This is a genomic window from Tsuneonella sp. CC-YZS046, from assembly GCF_035581365.1.
GTDB lineage: Bacteria > Pseudomonadota > Alphaproteobacteria > Sphingomonadales > Sphingomonadaceae > JAWKXU01.
In genome coordinates, this window is the sequence record NZ_CP141590.1 from 1,123,466 (window position 1) to 1,146,590 (window position 23,125).

General features: G+C 61.8%; 23 protein-coding genes. 6 read left to right on the forward strand and 17 right to left on the reverse strand.

The window, feature by feature from the left end:
• Positions 1 to 91: 91 nt before the first annotated feature.
• From rpsD to U8326_RS05670, 8 genes are all read right to left on the reverse strand, one after another.
• A complete protein-coding gene (gene rpsD / locus U8326_RS05635; protein ID WP_324742861.1) occupies positions 92 to 706 on the reverse strand; it encodes a 30S ribosomal protein S4 in 615 nt (204 codons plus the stop codon).
• A gap of 175 nt (positions 707 to 881) precedes the next feature.
• Entirely contained in the window at positions 882 to 1,607 is a 726-nt protein-coding gene (locus U8326_RS05640; protein ID WP_324742862.1) for an RNA methyltransferase, read from the reverse strand.
• Positions 1,591 to 2,052, reverse strand: a complete 462-nt coding sequence (nrdR, locus tag U8326_RS05645; protein ID WP_324742863.1) for a transcriptional regulator NrdR — start codon at positions 2,050 to 2,052, stop codon at positions 1,591 to 1,593. Before nrdR ends, U8326_RS05640 begins: the two co-directional genes overlap by 17 nt.
• A gap of 23 nt (positions 2,053 to 2,075) precedes the next feature.
• Positions 2,076 to 3,386, reverse strand: coding sequence for a serine hydroxymethyltransferase (glyA, locus tag U8326_RS05650; RefSeq protein ID WP_324742864.1), 1,311 nt, complete (start codon positions 3,384 to 3,386; stop codon positions 2,076 to 2,078).
• Entirely contained in the window at positions 3,383 to 3,844 is a 462-nt protein-coding gene (rpiB, locus tag U8326_RS05655) for a ribose 5-phosphate isomerase B (protein WP_324742865.1), read from the reverse strand. Before rpiB ends, glyA begins: the two co-directional genes overlap by 4 nt.
• A 109-nt stretch (positions 3,845 to 3,953) precedes the next feature.
• The gene (gene rpoD, locus U8326_RS05660; RefSeq protein WP_324742866.1) at positions 3,954 to 5,960 is read right to left on the reverse strand and encodes an RNA polymerase sigma factor RpoD; all 2,007 of its coding nucleotides are present in this window, start codon (positions 5,958 to 5,960) and stop codon (positions 3,954 to 3,956) included.
• Between the two features lie 11 nt (positions 5,961 to 5,971).
• Positions 5,972 to 7,852, reverse strand: coding sequence for a DNA primase (dnaG, locus tag U8326_RS05665; RefSeq protein ID WP_324742868.1), 1,881 nt, complete (start codon positions 7,850 to 7,852; stop codon positions 5,972 to 5,974).
• A 12-nt stretch (positions 7,853 to 7,864) separates the two neighbouring features.
• Positions 7,865 to 8,317 carry a GatB/YqeY domain-containing protein gene (locus U8326_RS05670; protein WP_324742869.1) on the reverse strand — a complete coding sequence of 151 codons (453 nt, stop codon included), beginning with the start codon at positions 8,315 to 8,317 and terminating at the stop codon, positions 7,865 to 7,867.
• A gap of 161 nt (positions 8,318 to 8,478) precedes the next feature.
• Here U8326_RS05670 and carA point away from each other — a divergent pair, with 161 nt between their 5' ends.
• From carA to greA, 3 genes are all read left to right on the forward strand, one after another.
• The gene (carA, locus tag U8326_RS05675; protein ID WP_324742870.1) at positions 8,479 to 9,645 is read left to right on the forward strand and encodes a glutamine-hydrolyzing carbamoyl-phosphate synthase small subunit; all 1,167 of its coding nucleotides are present in this window, start codon (positions 8,479 to 8,481) and stop codon (positions 9,643 to 9,645) included.
• Positions 9,645 to 12,995, forward strand: coding sequence for a carbamoyl-phosphate synthase large subunit (gene carB / locus U8326_RS05680; RefSeq protein WP_324742871.1), 3,351 nt, complete (start codon positions 9,645 to 9,647; stop codon positions 12,993 to 12,995). The genes carA and carB overlap by 1 nt, the downstream gene beginning before the upstream one ends.
• Before the next feature lie 107 nt (positions 12,996 to 13,102).
• Positions 13,103 to 13,579, forward strand: a complete 477-nt coding sequence (gene greA, locus U8326_RS05685) for a transcription elongation factor GreA (RefSeq protein ID WP_324743535.1) — start codon at positions 13,103 to 13,105, stop codon at positions 13,577 to 13,579.
• A 25-nt stretch (positions 13,580 to 13,604) separates the two neighbouring features.
• On the opposite strand, the gene U8326_RS05690 is transcribed toward greA, so the two are convergent.
• The 5 genes from U8326_RS05690 to U8326_RS05710 form a co-directional block, all read right to left on the reverse strand.
• Positions 13,605 to 13,829 (reverse strand): DUF4170 domain-containing protein, encoded by a 225-nt coding sequence (locus tag U8326_RS05690; protein WP_324742872.1) that lies wholly within the window; start codon positions 13,827 to 13,829, stop codon positions 13,605 to 13,607.
• 68 nt (positions 13,830 to 13,897) lie between these two features.
• Positions 13,898 to 14,380, reverse strand: coding sequence for a hypothetical protein (locus U8326_RS05695; RefSeq protein ID WP_324742874.1), 483 nt, complete (start codon positions 14,378 to 14,380; stop codon positions 13,898 to 13,900).
• Positions 14,377 to 14,754 (reverse strand): hypothetical protein, encoded by a 378-nt coding sequence (locus U8326_RS05700; RefSeq protein WP_324742875.1) that lies wholly within the window; start codon positions 14,752 to 14,754, stop codon positions 14,377 to 14,379. The genes U8326_RS05695 and U8326_RS05700 overlap by 4 nt, the downstream gene beginning before the upstream one ends.
• Positions 14,754 to 15,146 carry a phage holin family protein gene (locus U8326_RS05705; protein ID WP_324742876.1) on the reverse strand — a complete coding sequence of 131 codons (393 nt, stop codon included), beginning with the start codon at positions 15,144 to 15,146 and terminating at the stop codon, positions 14,754 to 14,756. Before U8326_RS05705 ends, U8326_RS05700 begins: the two co-directional genes overlap by 1 nt.
• A 29-nt stretch (positions 15,147 to 15,175) precedes the next feature.
• The gene (locus U8326_RS05710) at positions 15,176 to 15,724 is read right to left on the reverse strand and encodes a hypothetical protein (protein WP_324742878.1); all 549 of its coding nucleotides are present in this window, start codon (positions 15,722 to 15,724) and stop codon (positions 15,176 to 15,178) included.
• Between the two features lie 164 nt (positions 15,725 to 15,888).
• On the opposite strand from U8326_RS05710, the gene eno reads away from it, so the two are divergent.
• Positions 15,889 to 17,175, forward strand: coding sequence for a phosphopyruvate hydratase (gene eno, locus U8326_RS05715; protein ID WP_324742879.1), 1,287 nt, complete (start codon positions 15,889 to 15,891; stop codon positions 17,173 to 17,175).
• A 102-nt stretch (positions 17,176 to 17,277) separates the two neighbouring features.
• On the opposite strand, the gene U8326_RS05720 is transcribed toward eno, so the two are convergent.
• Genes U8326_RS05720 through ribB form a run of 3 tightly spaced genes read right to left on the reverse strand, consistent with a single transcriptional unit; the run spans position 17,278 to position 19,360 of the window.
• Positions 17,278 to 17,592 (reverse strand): hypothetical protein, encoded by a 315-nt coding sequence (locus U8326_RS05720; protein ID WP_324742880.1) that lies wholly within the window; start codon positions 17,590 to 17,592, stop codon positions 17,278 to 17,280.
• Between the two features lie 36 nt (positions 17,593 to 17,628).
• Positions 17,629 to 18,051, reverse strand: coding sequence for a 6,7-dimethyl-8-ribityllumazine synthase (ribH, locus tag U8326_RS05725; protein WP_324742881.1), 423 nt, complete (start codon positions 18,049 to 18,051; stop codon positions 17,629 to 17,631).
• A 1-nt stretch (position 18,052) separates the two neighbouring features.
• Entirely contained in the window at positions 18,053 to 19,360 is a 1,308-nt protein-coding gene (ribB, locus tag U8326_RS05730) for a 3,4-dihydroxy-2-butanone-4-phosphate synthase (RefSeq protein ID WP_324742882.1), read from the reverse strand.
• Between the two features lie 165 nt (positions 19,361 to 19,525).
• Here ribB and U8326_RS05735 point away from each other — a divergent pair, with 165 nt between their 5' ends.
• Together U8326_RS05735 and U8326_RS05740 are read left to right on the forward strand one after the other, a co-directional pair.
• Positions 19,526 to 19,984, forward strand: a complete 459-nt coding sequence (locus U8326_RS05735; RefSeq protein ID WP_324743536.1) for a flavin reductase family protein — start codon at positions 19,526 to 19,528, stop codon at positions 19,982 to 19,984.
• 494 nt (positions 19,985 to 20,478) lie between these two features.
• Complete coding sequence (locus U8326_RS05740; RefSeq protein ID WP_324742884.1) at positions 20,479 to 21,987, forward strand: NAD(P)/FAD-dependent oxidoreductase; 1,509 nt, start codon at positions 20,479 to 20,481, stop codon at positions 21,985 to 21,987.
• Between the two features lie 20 nt (positions 21,988 to 22,007).
• Here U8326_RS05740 and U8326_RS05745 read toward each other — a convergent pair whose 3' ends face one another.
• Positions 22,008 to 23,051 carry an AraC family transcriptional regulator gene (locus U8326_RS05745; protein WP_324742886.1) on the reverse strand — a complete coding sequence of 348 codons (1,044 nt, stop codon included), beginning with the start codon at positions 23,049 to 23,051 and terminating at the stop codon, positions 22,008 to 22,010.
• Positions 23,052 to 23,125 lie beyond the last annotated feature (74 nt).

A 23,125-nucleotide genomic window follows, 5' to 3' on the forward strand; every position in this document is an offset into this window, starting at 1 on the left:
TTGCGGCGCGGGCCTGGCTATCCGCGCCTCTCCATAAACGGAAAGGGCGGCCCATTGGCCGCCCTTCCTTGTTCCAGCGAAGCCGGGTCGATCAGCGCGAGTAGAACTCGACCACCAGGTTCGGTTCCATCGTCACCGGGTAGGGCACTTCATCCAGCGTGGGGACGCGGACGAAGGTGGCCTTGTCGTTGCCATCGGCAGCGACATAATCGGGAATGTCGCGCTCCGGCAGGCTCTGCGCTTCAGCGATAAGCGCCATTTCCTTGGCCTTGTTGCCAAGGCTCACAATATCGCCCGGCACGATGCGGCGGCTTGCGATATTGCACTTCACGCCGTTGACGCGAATGTGACCATGCGAAACGATCTGGCGCGCGGCGAAGATCGTCGGCGCGAACTTGGCGCGATAGACCACCATGTCCAGGCGCTGCTCGAGCAGGCCGATCAGGTTCTGGCCGGTATCGCCCTTCATCCGGGACGCTTCCTGATAGGTGCGCTTGAACTGCTTTTCGGTGACGTCGCCATAGTAGCCCTTGAGCTTCTGCTTGGCGCGCAGCTGGATGCCATAGTCCGACAGCTTGCCCTTGCGGCGCTGGCCATGCTGGCCGGGACCATAGGAGCGGCGGTTTACGGAGCTTTTCGGACGACCCCAGATGTTTTCGCCCATCCGGCGGTCAATTTTATACTTCGATGCCTTGCGCTTCGACATGCGCCTCTATCCTTCAATTTGCCGGGCCACGACCATCGCCGCCCATCCATGCCCGGAACCGCACCATTCCACCTGTTTTGCGGAATGCGGCCGCCGCTTCACCGGGGTGCGGGGCCAATTGCGAAGGCGCGCCTATTGCCGCCGAAGCCCGGAAAGTCAAGCCTTGGAGCGCCTTTCAGCGCGGCCCTTTCTCCAGTGCGCTGAGCACGCCGCGCATGGTGCGCACTTCCAGGGCGTTCCAGCCCGGCTTGGTCAGCATGTTGCGCAAGGTGCGAGCGGTGGCGGCCGCGCGGGATTCCGGCCGGAAATAGCCCCTGGGTTCCAGCAGCCGGGTGAAATGATCGATCAGCCCGTCCAGTTCGGCCTGCGGGGCAGGGGGAAGCTGGTCCTCCGTGGTGGGTTGCGCCAGGGCACGATGCTTCGACCACTCATAGGCGCACAGGATCACCGCCTGGGCGAGATTGAGCGAGCCAAACTCAGGGTTGATCGGCACGGTGATGATCGCGCGCGCAATCGCGACATCGTCCGTTTCCAGCCCGGATCGCTCCGGCCCGAACAGGATCGCATGACGCCCGGTCAGAGCGGTGATGTCCCGAGCCGCCTGCTCTGGTGTCAGAACCGGCTTGGTCACGCCACGCTTGCGAACCGTGGTGGCATAGACATGCTCGCAATCGGCGATTGCTTCCCCCACGGTTTCAAAGACCTTCGCGCGCTCCAGTACAATATCCGCGCCGGAAGCAGCTGGGCCCGCGGAGGGATTGGGCCAGCCATCCCGGGGGGTGACGAGGCGCATTTCGGTGAGTCCGAAATTGAGCATGGCCCGCGCCGCCTTGCCGATATTTTCACCTAGCTGGGGGCGGACCAGGACGATGATGGGCGTGATGTCAGGACTGGCCGACATCGCGCACCGAGCTGGCGAATTCCTCGAAATCCCTAGCCTCGCTGAAATCGCGATAGACCGAGGCGAAGCGGATATAGGCGACGCTGTCCAGCTGCCGCAGTCCGTCCATCACCATTTCGCCGATCTGGGACGAGGGAATCTCGCTTTCGCCCAGGGTTTCGATCTGGCGCTGTATCCCCGAAACGAGCTGATCCAGGCGTTCCTGCGCGATGCCTCGCTTGCGGCTCGCCAGAGCGACCGACTGCTCGATCTTGCCGCGATCGAAGGCTTCCCGCCGATCGCCGCTCTTGAGGACGACGATATCCCGCAGCTGGACCCGCTCGAAAGTGGTGAAACGCGCACCGCAGCTTTCGCATTGGCGGCGGCGGCGGATCGCCGTGTTGTCCTCGGTCGGACGCGAATCCTTCACCTGGCTGTCATCATGGGCACAGAACGGACAGCGCATGGTTCAGGCTCCGCTCGTGCCGATCACATGCCGGGATAGACGGGGAAGGCCGAGCAGAGTTCCTCGACCCGCGAGCGCACCTTCTGCTCGACCTGGGCATCGCCTTCTTCCCCATTGCGGGAAAGGCCGTCCACCACTTCGGCGATCAGCTTGCCCACCGTGCGGAATTCCTCGGGGCCGAAGCCGCGCGTCGTGCCGGCCGGGGTGCCAAGGCGGACGCCCGAGGTCACGAAGGGCGAACGGGTATCAAACGGAATGCCGTTCTTGTTGCAAGTCAGCCATGCCCGGTCGAGGCCCTTTTCGGCGGCCTTGCCGGTGACGTCCTTTGCGGTGAGGTCCACCAGCATGAGGTGATTGTCGGTGCCGCCGGACACGATCGCCAGCCCCGCGTCCTGCAGGCTTGCGGCGAGCGCGCGTGCGTTCTCCACGACGCGGGTCGCATAGGTCTTGAACTCGGGGCGCAGCGCTTCGCCGAAGGCGACTGCCTTGGCGGCGATCACATGCACCAGCGGTCCGCCCTGCAGGCCCGGGAAGACCGCCGAGTTGAACTTCTTCGCCAGATCCTCCTCATTGGTGAGGATGATACCCGAACGCGGTCCGCGCAGGCTCTTGTGCGTGGTGCTGGTCACTACATGCGCATGGGGGAAGGGAGAGGGGTGCGCGCCGCCCGCGACCAGCCCGGAAAAATGCGACATGTCGACCAGCAGATAGGCACCCACTTCGTCCGCGATCTCGCGGAAGCGCGGAAAATCCCAGATGCGCGAATAGGCTGTGCCGCCGGCGATGATGAGCTTCGGCTTGTTCTCGCGCGCGATGCGGGCGACTTCGTCCATGTCGATCAGGTGATCGTCCGGGCGCACGCCATATGCGACCGGATTGAACCATTTGCCGGACATGTTGACGGGGGAGCCATGAGTAAGATGGCCGCCCGAATTCAGGTCCAGCCCCATGAATGTGTCGCCCGGCTGCAGCAGCGCCAGGAACACGGCCTGGTTCATCTGGCTGCCGGAATTGGGCTGCACATTGGCGAACTGGCAGCCGAACAGCTTCTTCGCGCGTTCGATGGCGAGGGTTTCGACCACGTCGGCGTAGTCGCAACCGCCATAATAGCGTTTGCCGGGATAGCCTTCGGCATATTTGTTGGTGAAGACCGATCCGGTCGCCTCCAGCACCGCTCGGCTCGCGATGTTCTCCGAGGCGATCAACTCGATCTTGTTGCGCTGCCGATTGAGCTCATTGCGGACCGCTTCCGCCACTTCCGGGTCGGCCTGGGCCAGCGTATCGCCCCAGAAGCGGCTCATGGTATCGGGCTGGGCAATGGTTGCTGTGCTCATCGGGCTTGGCCTTTATCCGAAGTGAGGGATGGGGAAGAAAGTTTCGCGACCCGGCCTTCATGCCGGCCGCCGCCGAATTCCGTATTCAGGAATGCCTCGACGCAAGCCTTGGCCATATCCGCGCCTGTCAGCCGCGCGCCCAGCGCAATCGCGTTGGCGTTGTTGTGCTCGCGCGCAAGCGCGGCGGACAAGGGTTCCGACACCAGCGCGCAGCGCAGCGCGGGGTGGCGATTGACGGCAATCGAGATGCCGATGCCGGAGCCGCACAGCGCAATTCCCCGCTCCACCGCTCCCGAGGCGACGGCATCGGCCAGCTTGTAGCCGAAATCGGGATAATCCACGCGATCTTCGGTTGCCGGCCCAAGGTCGTTCACATCGTGGCCCTGGCTGCGCAGCCATTCTGCCAGCTCCGCCTTGAGGGCGATGGCGGCGTGATCGGAAGCGATGGCGATGCGCATGGCGTGCTGACAATCTGTTGCGGGTGAATCGTGCTAGGCCCCCATAGGCCGGTAGGCCGCAAGAGGCCACCCGCCAATGATGGCTTTTCCAGCGATTGCCAAGCGGCGATTACTGATCGAGAAAGCTGCGCATTTTCCGGCTGCGGCTCGGATGCTTGAGCTTCCTCAGCGCCTTGGCCTCGATCTGGCGGATACGTTCGCGCGTCACCGAGAATTGCTGGCCCACTTCCTCCAGCGTGTGATCGGTATTCATGCCGATGCCGAAGCGCATGCGCAGCACGCGTTCCTCGCGCGGGGTCAGGCTGGCCAGCACGCGCGTGACGGTTTCCTTGAGATTGGCCTGGATCGCGGCGTCCACCGGGATGATCGCGTTCTTGTCCTCGATGAAATCGCCCAGATGCGAATCCTCCTCGTCGCCGATCGGCGTTTCGAGGGAGATCGGCTCCTTGGCGATCTTCATCACCTTGCGGACCTTTTCGAGCGGCATGGAAAGCCGCTCGGCCATTTCCTCGGGCGTCGGCTCGCGGCCCTGCTCGTGCAGGAACTGGCGCGACGTGCGCACCAGCTTGTTGATCGTTTCGATCATGTGGACCGGGATGCGGATCGTGCGCGCCTGATCGGCGATCGAGCGGGTGATCGCCTGCCTGATCCACCAGGTGGCGTAGGTGCTGAACTTGTAGCCCCGGCGATACTCGAACTTGTCGACCGCCTTCATCAGGCCGATATTGCCTTCCTGAATCAGGTCGAGGAACTGCAGGCCGCGGTTGGTGTATTTCTTGGCGATCGAGATCACGAGCCGGAGGTTGGCTTCCACCATCTCCTTCTTGGCGATCCTTGCCTCGCGCTCGCCCTTCTGCACCATGTTCACGATGCGGCGGAATTCGTTGAGCGACATGCCGGTGGCGGCCGCGATATCCGCGATCTCGGCGCGAATCCGCTCCACCGCCTCCCCTTCGTTCTCGGCAAAGGCGGCCCACTTCTTGTCCTTCTTGGCCATTGCGGCCAGCCAGCCATCGTCCAGCTCGCGGCCGATATAGCTGTCGAGGAAATCCTTGCGCGGAACCTTGTGACGCTCCGCAAGGCGCAGCATCTGCCCGCCGAGCGCCGTCAGGCGCCGGTTGAAGGCATAGAGATTGTCCACCAGGAATTCGATCTTGGTGGCGTGGAACTGAACGCTTTCGACTTCCGCGGTCAGTTCTTCGCGCAGACTCTGATACTTCTTTTCCTTGGCGTCGGGGAACTCGCCGCCCATGCCGAGCGCGTCCAGCCGTTCCGCCTGGATCTTCTCGAACTTCCGGAAAAGGGTGGTGATGCGGGCGAACCGTTCCAGCGCTTCGGGCTTGAGCGCCGCTTCCATCTGGGCAAGGCTGAGGGTGTTGTCATCCTCGTCCTCTTCCTCGCGGCGGCGGGATGGGCGCTCGCCATCCTCGTCCTCCTCGCCGACCTCTTCCTCTTCCTCGATGTCTTCCTCTTCCTTGTAGGAAGGGCCAGCGGTCTTCTCGCTGATTTCGCCATCGTCGTCGCCATCCTCGTCCTCGAGGTTTTCAGGCGCCGGTTCCTTTGAAAGCATCGCGTCGAGATCCAGTATCTCGCGCAGCTGCATCTCTTCCTTGTTGAGCGCTTCCGACCATTGAATGATGGCGTGGAAGGTGATCGGGCTTTCGCACAAGCCCATGATCATCGTGTCGCGACCTGCCTCGATGCGCTTGGCGATGGCGATCTCGCCTTCGCGGCTGAGCAGTTCGACCGCGCCCATCTCGCGCAGATACATGCGCACCGGATCGTCCGTGCGCTCGATCGTTTCCTTCTTCTTCGGAGCGTCGCCAAGCGGCTTCGGGCCATCGTCGGCGTTGTCGATCTCGTCGACCGGGCCATCGTCTTCCTGGTTTTCCGCGTCTTCGTCGCTTTCGACGATATTCACGCCCATCTCCGAAATCGCGGACATCACATCCTCGATCTGCTCGGAAGAAAGCTCGTCCTGCGGTAGCGCCTCGTTCAGCTCGTCATAGGTGACGTAGCCCCGGCGCTTCGCCCGGGCGATCAGCTTCTTGATCGACGCTTCGTTGAGGTCGATCAGCGGAGCATCGTTATTGTCTGTTTTCGCTTCGGACGCCATCTCGTCTCGCTTCAATCCAGTTTCTGTCGATCCTGCGCCGCATCGTTATTCGGCGCAGCCACTCCATGCGCCGGCAGCGCGGCGCGTTTCGATGCCATTTGCCTGAGTCGCTCCTCGAATGCCAGCTTTCGTTTGAGCAAACGTTGCTGCTCCGCATAGGCTCCTTCGGGATCGCTTGCGAAGCTGTCGGTAGCCGCTGCAAGCGCTCGCTCAAGCGCCGGCCTTTCGATGAGCAGCCCGACCGCCTCAGCGAGATCCTCTCTCGCAAGTTTGGTCGGGAAATCATCGGCAAGGAACGAAAAACGCATGCCTTTCGGTTCCACGCCATTAGCCAGCTTGCCTAATATGGAAGCAGCGCCGCCATGTTCAAGGATATCGGCCGCTTCAATCAACAGATCCACTGCCTCTTCGAGCGAGGGGTCCGATACCGCCAGCGCGGAAAGCGCCTCGGCATGGCGGTCGATCTGATCCGGATGGCGGGCCAGCCCGGCCAGAACCGCCCCGGCCAGCTTGTCCCTGGACGCTCCGGTATTGATCCGGCGCAGGCGGGCCATGGCTTCGGGCGAGGTGTCGAGCGCTGGGCGTTTGTCGCCGTCCCGGCGCGGGGAGAAGCGGGGTGGCCGGGCCGGGAAGGCGAAGGCCGAGAAGCGGTCCATCAGATCCCGCCGGTATAATGCCCTGATGTCCGGATGGGCGATCATCTCGACGTGTTCGAGCAGGCGCTGCTTCAGCCCGGCCTTGTCTTCCGGCGTGGCAAGCGGCAGCGCATCGCGTTCATGCTGCCACAACGTGTCGAGCATGGAGCTTGGCCCCGCAAGCAACTCCTCCAGAGCCGCGCGGCCATCGCGCCGGATCAGATCGTCGGGATCGAGGCCGGAGGGCAGCCTCACGATTCGCAGGGTGTGGCCCGGACGGAGCAGGGGCAGGGCGCGCGCTATCGCCCGCATGGCCGCCCGCTGCCCGGCCGCATCGCCGTCGAAGCAAAGGATCGGTGCATTGCCGATCCTCCAGAGCAGCTCGATCTGCCGTTCGGTAAGCGCGGTGCCCATCGGCGCCACGGCTTCGGCGATGCCCGCGTCGGCCAGAGCGATCACATCCATGTAGCCCTCGACCACGACGATCCGCTCGGTCTGCCGCGAAGCGGGGGCCGCGCGATGCAGATTGTAAAGGGTCCGCCCCTTGTCGAATAGCGGAGTATCGGGCGAATTCAGATATTTGGGGGCATCGGTTTTAGAGCTTTCGAGAATGCGCCCGCCAAAGGCGATCACTCTCCCGCGTGCATCCTGGATCGGCAGCATGAGGCGGCCGCGAAAGCGATCATAGGGATCGCGTTCCTCCACCGCGATGCGCAGGCCCGCTTCGATCAGCAGATCCTCGTCGAACCGGGCGAGCGCATGGCGCAGCGCGTTCCTGCTTTCAGCGGCATAGCCGAACCCGAACGCTTCGATCGTGGCCGGTTTGAAGCCGCGGGACCCGAGATAGCGACGGGCAGCTTCGCCATCCGGGCCGGTCAACTGCGCCCGGAACCAGTCCTGCGCGGCGGTCATGACGTCGACCAAGGTGGCGCGCTGCTCGGCCTGCCGGGCCGCGTGAGGATCGGGAGCGGGGACTTCCATGCCCGCCTGCGCGGCCAGTTCCTTGACCGCATCCATGAAGGAAAGGCCGCGCTGATCGGTCATCCAGCGGATCACGTCGCCATGCGCGCCGCAACCGAAGCAGTGATAGAACCCCTTCTCGTCATTGATCGTGAAGCTCGGGGTCTTTTCATTGTGGAACGGGCAGCAGGCCTTCCATTCGCGCCCGACCTTGTGGATCTTGGTCGTGCGGCCGATAATGGCGGACAGCGTGACCCTGGCCCGCAATTCGTCCAGCCATTGCGGGGAAAGCGCCATCGCCGGGCAGGATCAGCCGAAGCTGGCTTTCACCAGCGCGCTGGCCTTGCTCATGTCGAGCTGGGTGCCGTGGCGGGATTTCAGTTCCGCCATGACCTTGCCCATGTCCTTGATGCTGTCCGCGCCAAGCTCCGCCTTGATCGAGGCGATCGCCGCGCTGGCTTCCTCTTCGCTCATCTGCGCGGGCAGGAATTCCTCGATGACGGCCAGTTCGCTCTTTTCCTGGTCGGCCAGTTCCTGCCTGCCGCCCTGTTCGTAAAGGGTGATGGATTCGCGGCGCTGCTTGGCCATTTTCTGCAGCACATCGATGATGATCGCATCGTCATCGCCTGCGGGCTGGGCGGTGCGCAATTCTATATCCTTGTCCTTGATCTTGGCCAGGATCAGCCGGATCGCGGCAAGCCGCCCCTTCTCTCGCGCCTTCATGGCATCTTTTTGCGCTTGCGTTATCGAATCGCGGAGCATGGAAAGAGATTTCCTCTCAAGGATTTATAGGGATTTCGGGACGGGGCGAAGAGCTTAGCCGATATATTTGTATTTCGATAGCTTGACCCGAGCGCGCGCCGCGTCTAGCCGCTGGGCCTTAGCGCACATCGCCGAAACACTTATTCCGACGGAGCAGCCCCATGGCCGACGCCGCATTTTCGCACGCGCCCCAACCCGATGGCGCAACCGGCGTATTGGTGTTGGCGGACGGAACCGTAATCTGGGGCAAGGGATTCGGGGCGACGGGCAATGCCGTGGGCGAAGTGTGCTTCAACACCTCGATGACGGGTTATCAGGAAGTGCTGACCGATCCGTCCTACGCGGCGCAGATCGTCACCTTCACGTTCCCGCATATCGGCAATGTCGGGATCAACGAGGAAGATATCGAATCGAGGGTGGATGGCGCGGTCGGCTGCGTGGTGCGCGAGGATATTACCCTTGCCTCCAATTTCCGGGCTGAGGGCGAGTTCATCGACTGGATGAAGTCGCTCGGCAAGATCGGCCTGGCCGGGGTGGATACGCGCGCGCTCACCCGCCGCATCCGCCTGAACGGCGCGCCGAATGCGGTGATCGCGCATGATCCCGAAGGCCGGTTCGATATTCCCACTCTGCTGCAGCGCGCGCGGGACTGGCCGGGGCTGGAAGGGATGGACCTTGCCCGCATGGTCAGCCGCGAAAAGCAGGAAGGCTGGGAAGGCGGCGTGTGGACTCTGGGCAAGGGCTACGCGCGCTCCCCGCGCGCTCCCCGCCCGCATGTCGTGGCGATGGATTTCGGGGCGAAGGACAATATCTTCCGCAATCTGGTGAAGGCTGGCGCAAGTGTGACGGTGGTTCCGGCCCAGACGCCGCTCGCCGCCATTCTCGAAATGAAGCCGGACGGCGTCTTTCTCTCCAATGGGCCGGGCGATCCGGCGGCGACCGGGGAATATGCCGTGCCGGTGATCGAAGGCTTGCTGGAGCGTGATGTGCCGCTGTTCGGCATTTGCCTCGGCCATCAGATGCTGGCCCTGGCGGCAGGGGCGAAGACCGCCAAGATGCATCAGGGCCATCGTGGCGCGAACCATCCGGTGAAGCGACTGGAAGACGGGGTGGTGGAGATCACCAGCATGAACCACGGCTTCGCGGTGGACAATGCCTCGCTGCCCGAGGGGGTCGAGGAAACGCATATCTCCCTGTTCGACGGATCGAACTGCGGAATCGCGATCAAGGGCAAGAAGGCCTTCGGGGTGCAATACCACCCGGAGGCGTCGCCCGGTCCGCAGGACAGCTTCTACCTGTTCCAGAAATTCATTGGATCTCTCGGCTAATGCCCAAACGCACAGACATCTCCTCGATCCTCGTCATCGGCGCAGGCCCGATCATCATCGGCCAGGCGTGCGAGTTCGACTATTCCGGCACCCAGGCGATCAAGGCGCTGAAGGAAGAGGGCTATCGCGTGGTCCTCGTCAATTCCAACCCCGCCACGATCATGACCGACCCGGACATGGCCGATGCCACCTATGTCGAGCCGATCACGCCGGAGATCGTGGCCCGGATCATTGAGAAGGAGCGGCCCGATGCGCTGCTTCCCACCATGGGTGGGCAGACCGCGCTGAACTGTGCGCTGGCGCTGTTCAATGACGGCACGCTGGAGAAGTTCGGCGTCAAGATGATCGGCGCCGATGCTGACGCCATCGATAAGGCCGAGGACCGCCAGCGCTTTCGTGAGGCGATGGACAAGATCGGCCTGGAAAGCGCGCGCAGCGGTGTGGCTCATAGTGTGGACGAAGCGCTGGCGGTGCTGGAAACCACCGGCCTGCCCGCTATCATTCGCCCGAGCTTCACGCTGGGGGGAACCGGCGGCGGCATCGCCTACAACAAGGCCGAGTTCGAGCAGATCGTGCGCGAAGGGCTGGATGCCTCCCCCACTACCGAGGTGCTGATCGAGGAAAGCCTCCTCGGTTGGAAGGAATATGAGATGGAGGTCGTCCGCGACAGGAACGACAACGCCATCATCATCTGCTCGATCGAGAATGTGGACCCGATGGGCGTCCACACCGGCAATTCCATCACGGTCGCGCCGGCATTGACGCTGACCGACAAGGAATATCAGATCATGCGCAGCGCGAGCATCGCGGTGCTGCGCGAGATCGGCGTGGAAACCGGCGGCTCCAACGTGCAGTTTGCCGTCAATCCCAAGGATGGCCGCCTGATCGTGATCGAGATGAACCCGCGCGTTTCGCGCTCCTCGGCGCTGGCATCGAAGGCGACCGGCTTTCCGATTGCCCGGGTCGCCGCGAAGCTGGCCGTGGGCTACACGCTGGACGAGATCACCAACGAGATCACCGGGGCGACGCCCGCCAGCTTCGAGCCGACGATCGACTATGTCGTCACCAAGATCCCGCGCTTCACCTTCGAGAAATTCAAGGGCGCGAAGGAAGAGCTTTCCACCGCGATGAAGTCGGTCGGCGAAGTGATGGCGATCGGCCGGAGCTTCAAGGAAAGCGTGCAGAAGGCGTTGCGCGGCCTGGAAACGGGGCTGGATGGCTTCAACCGCGTGGTCGCGCTGGAAGGCGCGGATCGCGACGCGCTGACCGAGGCGCTTTCCCGCCGGACGCCGAACCGCATCCTCCAGATCGCGCAGGCCTTCCGCGAGGGAATGAGCGTGGAGGAAGTGAACGCGCTTACGCATTACGACCCATGGTTCCTTCGCCATATCGAGGAAATCGTGGCGGAAGAGGCGAGGATCATCGCCGATGGATTGCCCACCGATGCCGCCGGGCTGCGTCGCCTCAAGGCCATGGGTTTTTCCGACAAGCGGCTCGCCACCTTGGCGGTGCGCGCCATCGGCGTGGCCGGCGGCATGGCCGAAACTCAGGCAAGGCGGTCCGGCCTGCTGCATGATGCGTTGAAGGCGATGGCCGGCGCGACCAGCGAAGAGGAAGTGCGCCAGCTGCGCCACAAGCTGGGCGTATTTCCGGTGTTCAAGCGGATCGACAGCTGCGCGGCGGAGTTCGAGGCGGTCACGCCCTACATGTATTCCACCTATGAAGCCCCGAGCTTTGGCGAGCCCGAGGACGAAGCCTGGCCTTCGGACCGGCGCAAGATCGTGATCCTGGGTGGCGGCCCCAACCGGATCGGGCAGGGCATCGAGTTCGATTATTGCTGCTGCCATGCCTGTTTCGCGCTCGAGGATGCCGGGTTCGAAACCATCATGATAAATTGCAACCCGGAAACGGTGTCCACCGATTACGACACGTCGGACCGGCTCTATTTCGAGCCGCTGACAGCGGAGGACGTGCTGGAAATCCTGCGGGTCGAGCAGGAGAAGGGCGAACTGGTGGGAGTGATCGTGCAGTTCGGCGGCCAGACCCCGCTCAAGCTCGCTCAGCCGCTTGAGGATGCAGGCATTCCGATCCTCGGCACGTCGCCCGATGCCATCGACCTTGCCGAGGACAGGGAGCGCTTCGCGGCGCTGGTCGAAAAGCTGAAGCTCAAGCAGCCGGCCAATGGCATCGCGCGCAGCCGGGATGAAGCGGTCGCGGTCGCCAATCGCATCGGCTTTCCCGTGCTGATTCGCCCGAGCTACGTGCTGGGCGGCAGGGCCATGGAAATCGTGGATAGCGTGGCCCAGCTCGACGATTACATTGCGACCGCCGTGCAGGTTTCCGGCGACAGCCCCGTGCTGATCGACCAATATCTGCGCGATGCGATCGAATGCGACGTGGACGCATTATGCGATGGCGAGCAAGTGGTGGTCGCGGGGGTGATGCAGCATATCGAGGAAGCCGGCGTCCATTCCGGCGATAGCGCCTGCACCTTGCCCCCTTACAGCCTCGGCGGGGACATCATCGCCGAGATGGAGCGGCAGGCCGAAGCGCTTGCGCTTGCGCTGGGGGTGCGAGGGCTGATGAACGCGCAGTTCGCCGTGAAGGCCAGCGGGGACAAGGACGAGAAGCCCCAAGACCAGGTCTATCTGATCGAAGTCAATCCCCGCGCAAGCCGGACCGTGCCTTTCGTCGCCAAGGCGATCGGCGATCCTGTTGCCAAGATAGCCGCGCGGGTGATGGCGGGAGAGAAGCTGGCCAACCTTCCGCCGATCCGGCGCGAAATCGGCTATATGGCTGTCAAGGAAGCAGTTTTCCCGTTCAGCCGCTTCCCCGGTACGGACCCGGTCCTGTCGCCCGAGATGAAGTCGACCGGCGAGGTCATGGGCATCGACCGCGATTTTCCGACAGCCTTCTTCAAGGCGCAGCTGGGGTCGGGCATGAACCTGCCCGATGGCGGCATTCTCTTCGTCTCGGTCAAGGATGGCGACAAGGCCCAGATTCTGGCTGCGGTGAAGCAGATGCTTGCAAGCGGTTTCCAGGTTATCGCCACCGGGGGGACCCAGCGTTACCTTGCAGAGGCCGGGCTTCCGGTCGAGCGGATCAACAAGGTTGCGGAAGGGCGGCCGCATATCGTCGACAAGATCATCGACGGTGAGGTATCCATTATCTTCAACACCACCGAAGGGTGGCAAAGCCTCAAGGATTCACAATCGATCCGCGCTTCGGCGCTGGAAGGGAAGGTGCCATACTTCACAACGGCGGCCGCTTCGGTCGCTGTAGCCAACGCCTTGGCGTCGGTTAAGGTCAGCGACCTTGAAGTGCGGTCCCTTCAGGATTATTACAGCTGAATACGAGCGTCTTCCCGACATCGAGACCGTTCCATCGCCATTTCCTTGCCATGAGCATGAAAGGGCGGGGGGCTAGGTTTCGCCGGGCAGTCTGAAAAAGGAATGGGATAGCTTCTATGGAAAAGGTGCCGATGCTGGCTGAAGGGTATGAGCGGCTGACCGCCGACCTCAAGGCCCTGCGTGAGGAACGGCCGAAGATCGTCGACGCGATCGAGGAAGCGCGCGCCCATGGCGATCTTTCGGAAAACGCCGAATATCACGCCGCGAAGGAGCGGCAGGGTCAGGTCGAGGCGCAGATCGCCGATCTCGAAGATCGCGTGAGCCGGGCGCAGATCATCGATCCCAGCACGCTTTCGGGCGACAGGATCGTGTTCGGCGCCACCGTGACCTTGCTGGACGACGATGAAAAGCCGATCCGGTATCAGATTGTCGGACAGACCGAGGCCGATGCCAAGGTGGGGCGGATTTCGTATAATTCGCCTCTCGGCAAGGCCCTGATCGGCCGCAAGGTGGGGGACGAGATCGAAGTCACGGTTCCCTCGGGCGATCGTTTCTATCTGGTCGAAAAGATCGAATTCATCTGATCTCTGCTGGCGCGACGGCCCGGCCTCAATCCATTTCGGGCAGGTCGGGCTCAAGCAGCTTGTGCAGATGCACGATCACATATTTCATTTCCGCGTCGTCCACGGTGCGCTGCGCATGGGCGCGCCATGCGTCCTCGGCTTGCGCATAGCTGGGAAAGACGCCGACGAGATCGATATCGTTGAGATCGGCAAATTCGAGGCCGCGGGGATCTTTCACCCGGCCGCCCATCACGAGGTGGAGAAGTTGCATCGATAATAAGGTCCCCGGTTAGATTGACTCGAACCTCCCCAGGATAGCCGCTTCGTTTTGCGCGATTGTTATCGCCATATGCGCGCCTTCATTTTCTCCGCCACTCGTGTGCCCTGCCTGGCCAGATTTCCGCCGATCCCGCGTGCAGTGCCACTCGCTTCCGAAGCTATCCGATCAACTTCTTGGCGAAAAGATTCGGTACTGTCCATGAGAGTTTCGCCGAGATCGGAAATCCTCTTCTGGCTCGCCCGCCCAGCCTTCCTGGCGGCCTTTTGGGTGCTGAGCGCGTAATCGAGGCCGAACTTCGTGGCCATGGTGACAAGGGCGGACGTCTTGCGCCCGAGCTTGCGGCGATTTCTCTTTGGCAGCAGCACCGCGGCCAGCACGCCTACGGCGACCGCGCCGCCAATAACGCGAAGGGGATGCTCTTTTGCGATCCGGATGACATTATCGCGGGCGCTTGCCGCCTGTTCGGCAAGGCGCCTGGTGTTGCGCGCCTGGGCTGCTTCGATCTTCCGCCAAATCGCTTGCCTGCCTGAGTCGTAATTCATGATTTGCCTTCTCGCTCGATATCGGTCGCTTCCTCCGGGAAACGTGATTGCGAGCGTTCCGGTTCCTGAGATTTCCCCCTTATCGGCATTCGGCGCGCAATCGCCGAACGGACAGGATTGGGAAACAGAAAAAGAGCGGCCAGGCCGCCTGCGGCAGCCACCCCGGCTAGAACGCCACCTTTGTTCTCATGAATGAAGCGAGAGGCCTTCTCGACCACTTCACCGCCGCTTTCCTCAGCCCTGTGACCGAGCCGGTTGGCCAATTCGTTGGGGGACAGCTTGTCGCGAAGCAAGGCCAGGTCTTCCTTGAGCACCACGCTGGCGGCATCCCGCAAGGCCCGATCCTCGTCCAGTTGCCAGTCAAGCTTGCCCACTATTCCTGGTCCTTCCGAAATGCGGCGCGAATCTTCTGGACATTGCGCAGGGCGATCATCGCGCAGATGAGAGCCGCCGCCAGCAATATACCCACTATCACCGCTGTCGCGCCCCAAGCGGTCAACAGGGGCGATAATGCGATTATGAGCCCGACGATGAGTCCGAATAGCGCAAAAACGGCAAATATCGCGGCGTATACTCCGAATATCGCGGCGTTGCGCCCTTTCTGTCCCGTATAGGCCATACGGGTTTTCTGGAAGGCAATCTCCGCTTCCACGAAGGTTCGGCCATCATCGATCAATGTTTCGATGTCGGCGAACAGGGAGCGCCCGTCATCCTCGCTGCCCTCCGGTGCGGCAACGCGTTCGGCGCCCCCTTCGTCTTCCAGCATGGTTTCTGAAGTTTCCGTTTGCGGGATGCTCAATCCTTCGAGCCGCGGAACAGGCGAGCGACCACGAAGCCGGCCACCGCCGCCATACCGATGGCAAGGCCCGGGCTCTTGCGGACGAATTCGCGAGCGTCCTCGCCCAACTGGTCGATATCCTTGGCATCCAGCTTGTCCGCTGCGGATTGCATCGAGGAAGCGGCCTTCCGCGCGTAATCGCCGTATTTTACGCCGAACCTCTCATCGATCGTGGATGCATTTTCCGAAACGAGCTTGCTCAGGCTGGAGATCGCTTCGGTGGTCTTGGCCTTGCCTTCCACCGCAAGCTCCGTAGCCTTCACCTTGGCCTGGTCGCCGTATTGCTTGGCCTGGGATTGCCAATCCTCGGCCTTCCCGCGAAACTGTTCGCGATAGCTGTCCGCCCGATCGTGAGCTTCCTTGCCCAGCGCCTGAGCGCCAGCCTTGGCTTCCTCGATCGCCTTGGCGAATTTGGTCTTCGCCTCGTCCGCGTTGCTGGACGACGCTGCGGTTGCCTTGCTGGCGGGCTTGCGCTTCGGGGCTTTGCTGGCAGTGGTCTCAGGCATGTTGGTTTCCTTGTGTCGATCGATGATGACGTGTGCCGATCCGCATCCCTTACGATAGGTGAACTACCGTAAAATCGCAACGCAGCTTGCCTGCTACGGTTCCGAAAGTTAGGAGGCGCGCGATATCCCCACCGCGACCGATCCCACAGCATGGAGTTTCTCAGATGACCGCCATTATCGACATTCACGGACGAGAAGTGCTGGATAGCCGTGGCAACCCGACCGTGGAGGTCGACGTTCTGCTGGAAGACGGCAGCTTTGGCCGCGCGGCGGTGCCGTCCGGCGCTTCCACCGGCGCTCACGAGGCGGTCGAACTGCGCGATGGGGACACGAGCCGATACATGGGCAAGGGCGTCCGCAAGGCTGTCGATGCGGTCAATGGCGAGATTTCGGACCGGCTGCTCGGCGTCGATGCGGAAGACCAGCGCGATGTCGATTTCGCCATGCTGGAACTGGATGGGACGGAAAACAAGGGCCGGCTTGGCGCCAACGCGATCCTCGGCACCAGTCTGGCCGTGGCCAAGGCTGCCGCCAATGCACGGGGCCTGCCGCTCTATTCCTACATCGGCGGCGTCTCCGCGCATCTGCTGCCGGTGCCGATGATGAACATCATCAATGGCGGAGAGCACGCCGACAATCCGATCGACTTCCAGGAGTTCATGATCATGCCGGTCGGCGCGGAAAGCCTCGCCGAAGGCGTGCGCTGGGGCGCCGAGATATTCCATACCCTGAAGAAAGGGCTTGGCGAAAAAGGCCTTTCCACCGCGGTTGGCGATGAAGGCGGCTTCGCGCCCAACCTTGCCAGCACTCGCGCCGCGCTCGATTTCATCATGGAATCGATCGAGCGGGTGGGCTTCAAGCCGGGCACGGAAATCGCGCTGGCGCTGGATTGCGCCTCGACGGAATTTTTCGCTGACGGCCGTTACGATATTGCGGGCGAGGGCCTGTCCCTCTCCGGCGAGGAAATGGCCGATTATCTTGCCGATCTCTGCGCCGCCTATCCGATCCGCTCGATCGAGGACGGCATGAGCGAGGATGATTTCGAAGGCTGGAAGGCGCTTACCGACAAGGTCGGGGACAAGGTGCAACTGGTCGGCGACGATCTCTTCGTCACCAATCCGAAGCGCCTGGAAATGGGCATCGGGCAGGGGCTGGCCAATTCCCTGCTGGTCAAGGTCAACCAGATCGGGTCGCTCACCGAAACGCTGGAAGCCGTCAGCATCGCCCAGCGCAATGGCTACACCGCGGTGATGAGCCATCGTTCCGGCGAAACCGAGGATTCCACGATTGCCGACCTCGCGGTCGCCACCAATTGCGGCCAGATCAAGACCGGCAGCCTTGCCCGTTCCGACCGGTTGGCAAAATACAACCAGCTCATCCGGATCGAGGAAGAGCTTGGCCAGGCCGCGCGCTACGCCGGCGAAAGCGCTTTCGGGCGCCTGGCCCGCTAAGGCAGGAGCGCAAGGGAGCCCCGGAAGTTTTCCGGCCGGGGCTCTGATCCTGCCTGTTCCTCACGGTTTTCTCAGGGCTGCGCACCCTGTTTTCCGGTTCCGTCACTTGGCGACGGCACGAGGCGCGGTTTCCTCATGGGCCTTTTCGGCCAGCGCTTCCATCCGCTCGATCTCTCGCTTTTTTCGGGGATTGAGCAGATATTGCCACACGCCCCAGCCATTGACGAAAAGCATGGCGATATTCTGGATCACGATAGGCGTGTTGCCGCTGAGGAGCCCGGCCGCGATCCACGCCAGGGCTACGAATACAAACAGCACGAAAGCCCAACCAGTGATCCGCCGCCCAAGATCGGAAGCTATCAGGCCCGCAGCCACGATGGCGCCAATCGCGCCAAACCACTCCATCGGCCCGTTCATGACAGGAAAATGCCGGCCACAGCGGGCAGTTCCCGTTTAGCGGGAGAAGCGTTCCTGCAAATCGAGAAGGACAATGGCGGCCTTCGCCGCTTCACCGCCCTTGTCCTTTTGCGCAGGGTCCGCGCGCACGAGGGCCTGCGCCTCGTTCTCCACGGTAAGGATGCCGTTGCCGATAGGGATTCCATCCATGGTGAGAGCCATGATGCCCCGCGCGCTTTCACCGGCCACGATCTCGAAATGATAGGTTTCGCCCCTGATGACGACACCGATCGCGACGAAGCCGTCATAATCGCCCAATTCCGCAGCCAGTGCGATAGTGCCCGGTATTTCAAGCGCTCCCGGCACGGTCAGGACGGAAACCTCGTGACCCGCTCCTTCCAAGGCCGCGCGGGCGCCGGCGACCAACAGATCGTTGAGATGATCGTAGAAACGCGCTTCAACAATCAGGAAACTCGCCATGTCATTCAGCCCCTTCCGGCAGGTCGATCGACTTCTGGCCCACAATCGCAAGCCCATAGCCACCCAGACCGACCAGGGAATGGCTGGTGTTGGTGAGCAGGATCATGTCCCGCACGCCGAGTTCGGTGAGAATTTGCGCCCCCACGCCATAGTCGCGTTGCATTTCACCCGGCGCGGGGTCCGGTGAAGGACCATGCTCGTTGCGGGAACGAATCGCCGTGCTGGCGAAGTTGCGGCCGGGGCGGTTGAGGAGAACCACGACGCCGGAACCTTCTTCCGAGATCATCCTCATCGCATTGGCAAGCAGCCCGGAACGAGGCGTCTCATCCGCGAACACATCGGGAAACAGCGAGAGCGCATGCATCCTCACAAGCGTCGGCTTGCTCGGATCGATGTGCCCTTTGACCAGGGTCATCGTTTCTTCCTGGGTCGCCTTGTTGAAATAGCTGTAGGCGGTCCAATCGCCGCCCCAGCGGCTCGAAAAACGGGTTTCCGCGGTCTTCTGGACCAGATGGTCGTGCGCCATGCGATAGGCGATAAGGTCGCGGATGGTGCCGATCTTCAGATCATGGAGGCGGGCAAAGCGGACCAGATCCTCCATCCGCGCCATCGATCCATCGTCATTCATGATCTCGCAGATCACGCCCGACGGATTCAGGCCGGCAAGGCGGGATATGTCGACCGATGCCTCGGTATGGCCGGCACGGACGAGGACTCCGCCTTCGCGGGCCACCAGCGGAAAGACATGCCCCGGCGTGACGATGTCCTCCGGGCCTTTCGATCCGTCGATTGCCACCGAGATCGTGCGCGCCCGGTCTGCCGCGCTTATTCCGGTGGTGACGCCTTCGCGGGCTTCGATGGAAGTGGTGAAGGCGGTGGCGTGCCGCGTGCGATTGTTGCGGCTCATCAATTCGAGGCCCAGTTCGGACACGCGCTGGTGGGCCATGGCCAGGCAGATCAGACCCCGGCCATGAGTGGCCATGAAATTGATCGCGGCAGGCGTCGCCATTTGCGCGGGGATGATCAGATCCCCTTCATTCTCGCGATCCTCGTCATCCACCAGGATATACATCCTGCCATTGCGCGCTTCCTCGATGATTTCCTCGATCGGCACGATCACTGGCGTTTCATTGTTGGATGAGAGGAAGCGTTCAAGCTTGGTGAGTGTTTCCGAAGTGGGGTTCCAGTTCGCTTCGGTGCAATCCCGCAGGGTATTCGCGTGAAGTCCGGCGGCGCGCGCCAGCGCATAGCGCGACATTTCGCCTTCGCTGACGATCTGCTTGATTCGCTCGATGGTTGGTGTGTTCATGAATGTGCGGATACCACATTTTAATGTGAGTGCAACTTGCCAATATCGGCGTTTGAATGCAGGGATGGACTTGCAATGAGGGCGGTATGGCCTCATTCCGGCGGAACGTCCAGTTCAGGAGATAGCATGCTCGAAGATGATGTTTTTGAGGCATTTCGGGACACGATGCGTCATATCGCGGCCCCTGTTTTCGCAATCTCGACGAAATATGAGGGCGTCCGCTCGGTCATTGTGGCGACAGCATTCAGTTCGGTCAGCTTCGATCCGCCCTCTCTCCTGATTTGCGTAAATCAGGAAACCTCCATTCATGCTCCGCTTATGAAAGCCGAACATTTCTGTGTGAATGTGCTGGGTCATTCCCACCGCAATGTGGCGGATGCCTGCGCCATGAAGAAGGGTGAAGAGCGTTTTTCAATAGGGGATTGGGAAGAGGAAATGGGCGTTCCAGTGCTCGTGGATGCCCAGTCCAGCCTGGTCTGCCGCACCGCCGACCGGCACCGCTTCGGCTCTCACACGATCTTCGTGGGCGAAGTGATCGGGGCCCGGCATCGGGACAATGCCAAGCCGCTTACCTATTTCGACCGGCGTTACATCGACATTTCCCAAGCGCCGGACCTCGCCTGAAAACGGGCCCTGAAAACAGGCCGGCTCAAGCCGGTCGTTCCATCCGGCGCCAGGCATTCCCGATATTCTTCCTCGATACTCGTCAACGCCAATGAAAGATTTTCGAAAGCAGGCTTGGCTTCTCCATCGGCCTGATCGGGCCGTAGATCATGCGCCTTAGCAAAGGATCCAGATTCGGGCGTTGTCGAACACCGTAATTTGCATGAATCGAACGAAAATCGGACTCGATCATTGGAGTGTCCTCCTCGGATGACCCCTCCCGCACTTCGCATGCATTTTACATCAGCTTCGGGCGAAAGCGAATAGCGAAATCCTGCGCCGGCATATCCCCGGCTCGTTTTCGCGCGGAGCTGGCTGGCCCGGACCAGGGTTGGCGATATCTGGCAAAATCTTGGCAAATCGGGACGTGGCATATCACCCGGCCCTCAGGCAGTTTGCGATGAAAGTGATGCGTCAGGCGCACCACTGGCTGAACTGAATGGGGTAGAGGATTCATGGCAAGCATCGCAGTGCAAGAACGTTCCGATACCGGTACGCAAGCCGAGGAATTCGATGTTCTTATCGTTGGAGCGGGGATTTCCGGTATAGGCAGCGCCTATCACCTGCTTACCCAGTGCCCGGACAAACGCTTCGTGGTGCTGGAGGCGCAGGAGGGGTTTGGCGGAACCTGGCGGACCCATAAATATCCGGGCACGCGCTCCGACTCGGATCTTTACACCTTCGGTTATCGCTTCAAGCCCTGGGTCGGTCCGCCGATCGCGACGAAGGCGGAAATTTGCAAGTATCTCGGCGAAGTCATCGACGAGAACGGCCTGGATCGCTTCATCCGCTATGGCTCGAAGATAACGGGATGCTCTTGGTCTAGCGAGGACCGCAAATGGACTGTCGAGGTCGGCGGTCAAGACGGGCGGCCAGGCAAAACCTATCGCTGCAATTTCCTCTGGATGTGCCAGGGCTATTACGATCACGACAACCCGTTTCTGCCCGATTGGCAGGGGTTGGACGATTTCAGGGGAACCCTGGTCCACGCCCAAAAGTGGGATGAAAACCTGGATTATGCAGGCAAACAGGTGGTGGTGATCGGGTCGGGCGCCACCGCCGCGACAGTCATTCCGGCGATGGCGGGGAAGGCCGGGCATGTGACCATGCTGCAGCGCTCCCCCACCTATTTCTTCTGCTATCCCAACCGCAGCGATCTTGCCGACCAACTGCGCCTGATCGGGGTGGACGAGCCGACAATCCACAGAGTGGTGCGGTTGCAGTATCTTCACGACCTGAAGACTCTCGACCGCCGCTCCCAGGAAGAGCCGGAAGTGGTCTTCGAGGAACTGAAGACCTTGATAAGGCAATATGCGGGCGACGACTTCAAGTTCGACCCGGATTTCACTCCTCGCTACCGCGTATGGCAGCAACGCCTCGCCTTCGTGCCCGATGGCGACATGTTCCGCGCGATCGGCGAGGGCAAGGTCTCGGCGGTGACGGATGAGATCGATCGCTTCGTGCCGGATGGCATCCGTTTGAAATCCGGCAAGGAATTGAAGGCGGATATCGTGGTCGCGGCGACCGGATTCCGGCTGTCAGTGATGGGCAACATCCCGTTCAAGGTGGACGGGAAAGAGATCGATTGGTCCGAGACGGCCACCTATCGCGGGATGATGTTCACCGGAGTGCCGAACCTGCTCTGGGTCTTCGGCTATTTCCGCGCGGCATGGACGCTGCGGGTGGACCTGATGGGCGATTTCGTCTGCCGCCTGCTCGAGCACATGGACAGCAAGGGTGCGAGCCAGGTGAAGGTGGTTGCCCCCTCCGGTGGAGAGAACGACCCGCTCCTGCCCTGGATAGAGTCGGAAAACTTCAATCCCGGCTATCTCATGCGCGATGTGGACAAGCTGCCCAAGCGGCTCGGCGAGCGTCCGGAGTGGCGGCATACCCAGAACTACTGGAAGGAAAGCGAAGATATTCCCGCTGTCGATCTGGACGGGCCGGAATTCGTGTATCGCTGAACCGGGCGGGCCGGGCTGGCCTAATTCGCCTTGCCCGAATTGATCAGGGTTCTGCGAAATTCGAGCGAACCCATGCCCGACCAGCGCTTGAAAGCCCTGGAAAAGCTCGAAGGTTCGGCGAAGCCCACCGCCGCAGCGATGGCTTCAACGGACATCGCCTTGTCGGCGAGCAATTCGCAGGCGCGCTGATAGCGGGCTTCGTCGATCAGGGTCGAGAACTTGGTTCCTTCCTCGGCAAGGCGCCGATGCAGCGTCCGCTCCGAGAGGGCCAGCCTTTCCGCCGCCTCGCTGGCCGAGGGAAATCTGTCGAACGCAATGCCCAGCATGGCCGTCAGGCGCTGGGATATCCGGGCATTGGATCGCGCAGCCTTGAGCAGGCCTTCGCATTTCGAGCTGTAAAGCAGCATCAGCTCCATATCGGCCAGCGGCAGCGAGGCATTCGCCGTGCCGGGCTTGAAGCGCCACTGAGTCTGTTCGGCATCGAATTGGACACGGCAGGGAAACAGGCGGCTGTCGATTTCCCATCCGGGAGGCGGCGGGGCCGCGACGCAGACTTCTTCCAGCGGAAGCTGGCCGCCCGTCAGGTCCGCGATCAGGGTCCGTATCGCGCCGAGATCCCGATATTGCGAGAAATGGCGCAGTTGCAGCGGCACGCCGTTATCTTCGCCGATCAGCGCGCAAGCATTGTTGGGGCCTCTCTCCAGGCGATAGCTGATAAGAGAATAGGTAAGCTCCTGATACCGGCAGGCCACGTTCAGGCCTTCGCCCAACGTTCGCGCCGTCATCATCGCCAAGCCGAAAGTTCCATATTTCATGGAACGATAGCGCAGCCCCATCCGCAGCCATTGATCGGCGCTTTGCCCTGTAACATCCGCGAAGGCCCGCTGCAGCTGAAGTTCTTCCTCGGCCAGCAAGTCGCATGTGCCGCTTTCGAAAGAGAGGGGCTTCAGCCGGTGATAATTGCAGAAGGAATCCCAACCGATGCGGAACTGATGGACCAGTTCATCGCGCATTATCCGGGCACTCAGATCGGGCAGCGCCGCCAGCAGCGTATCTGACCTCATCCTCTCTACCTTTCGTTTTTTCGAACGCTAGGCAGACAGGCAATGTGCGTCAAGCAAGCTGGCAATTTGCGTCA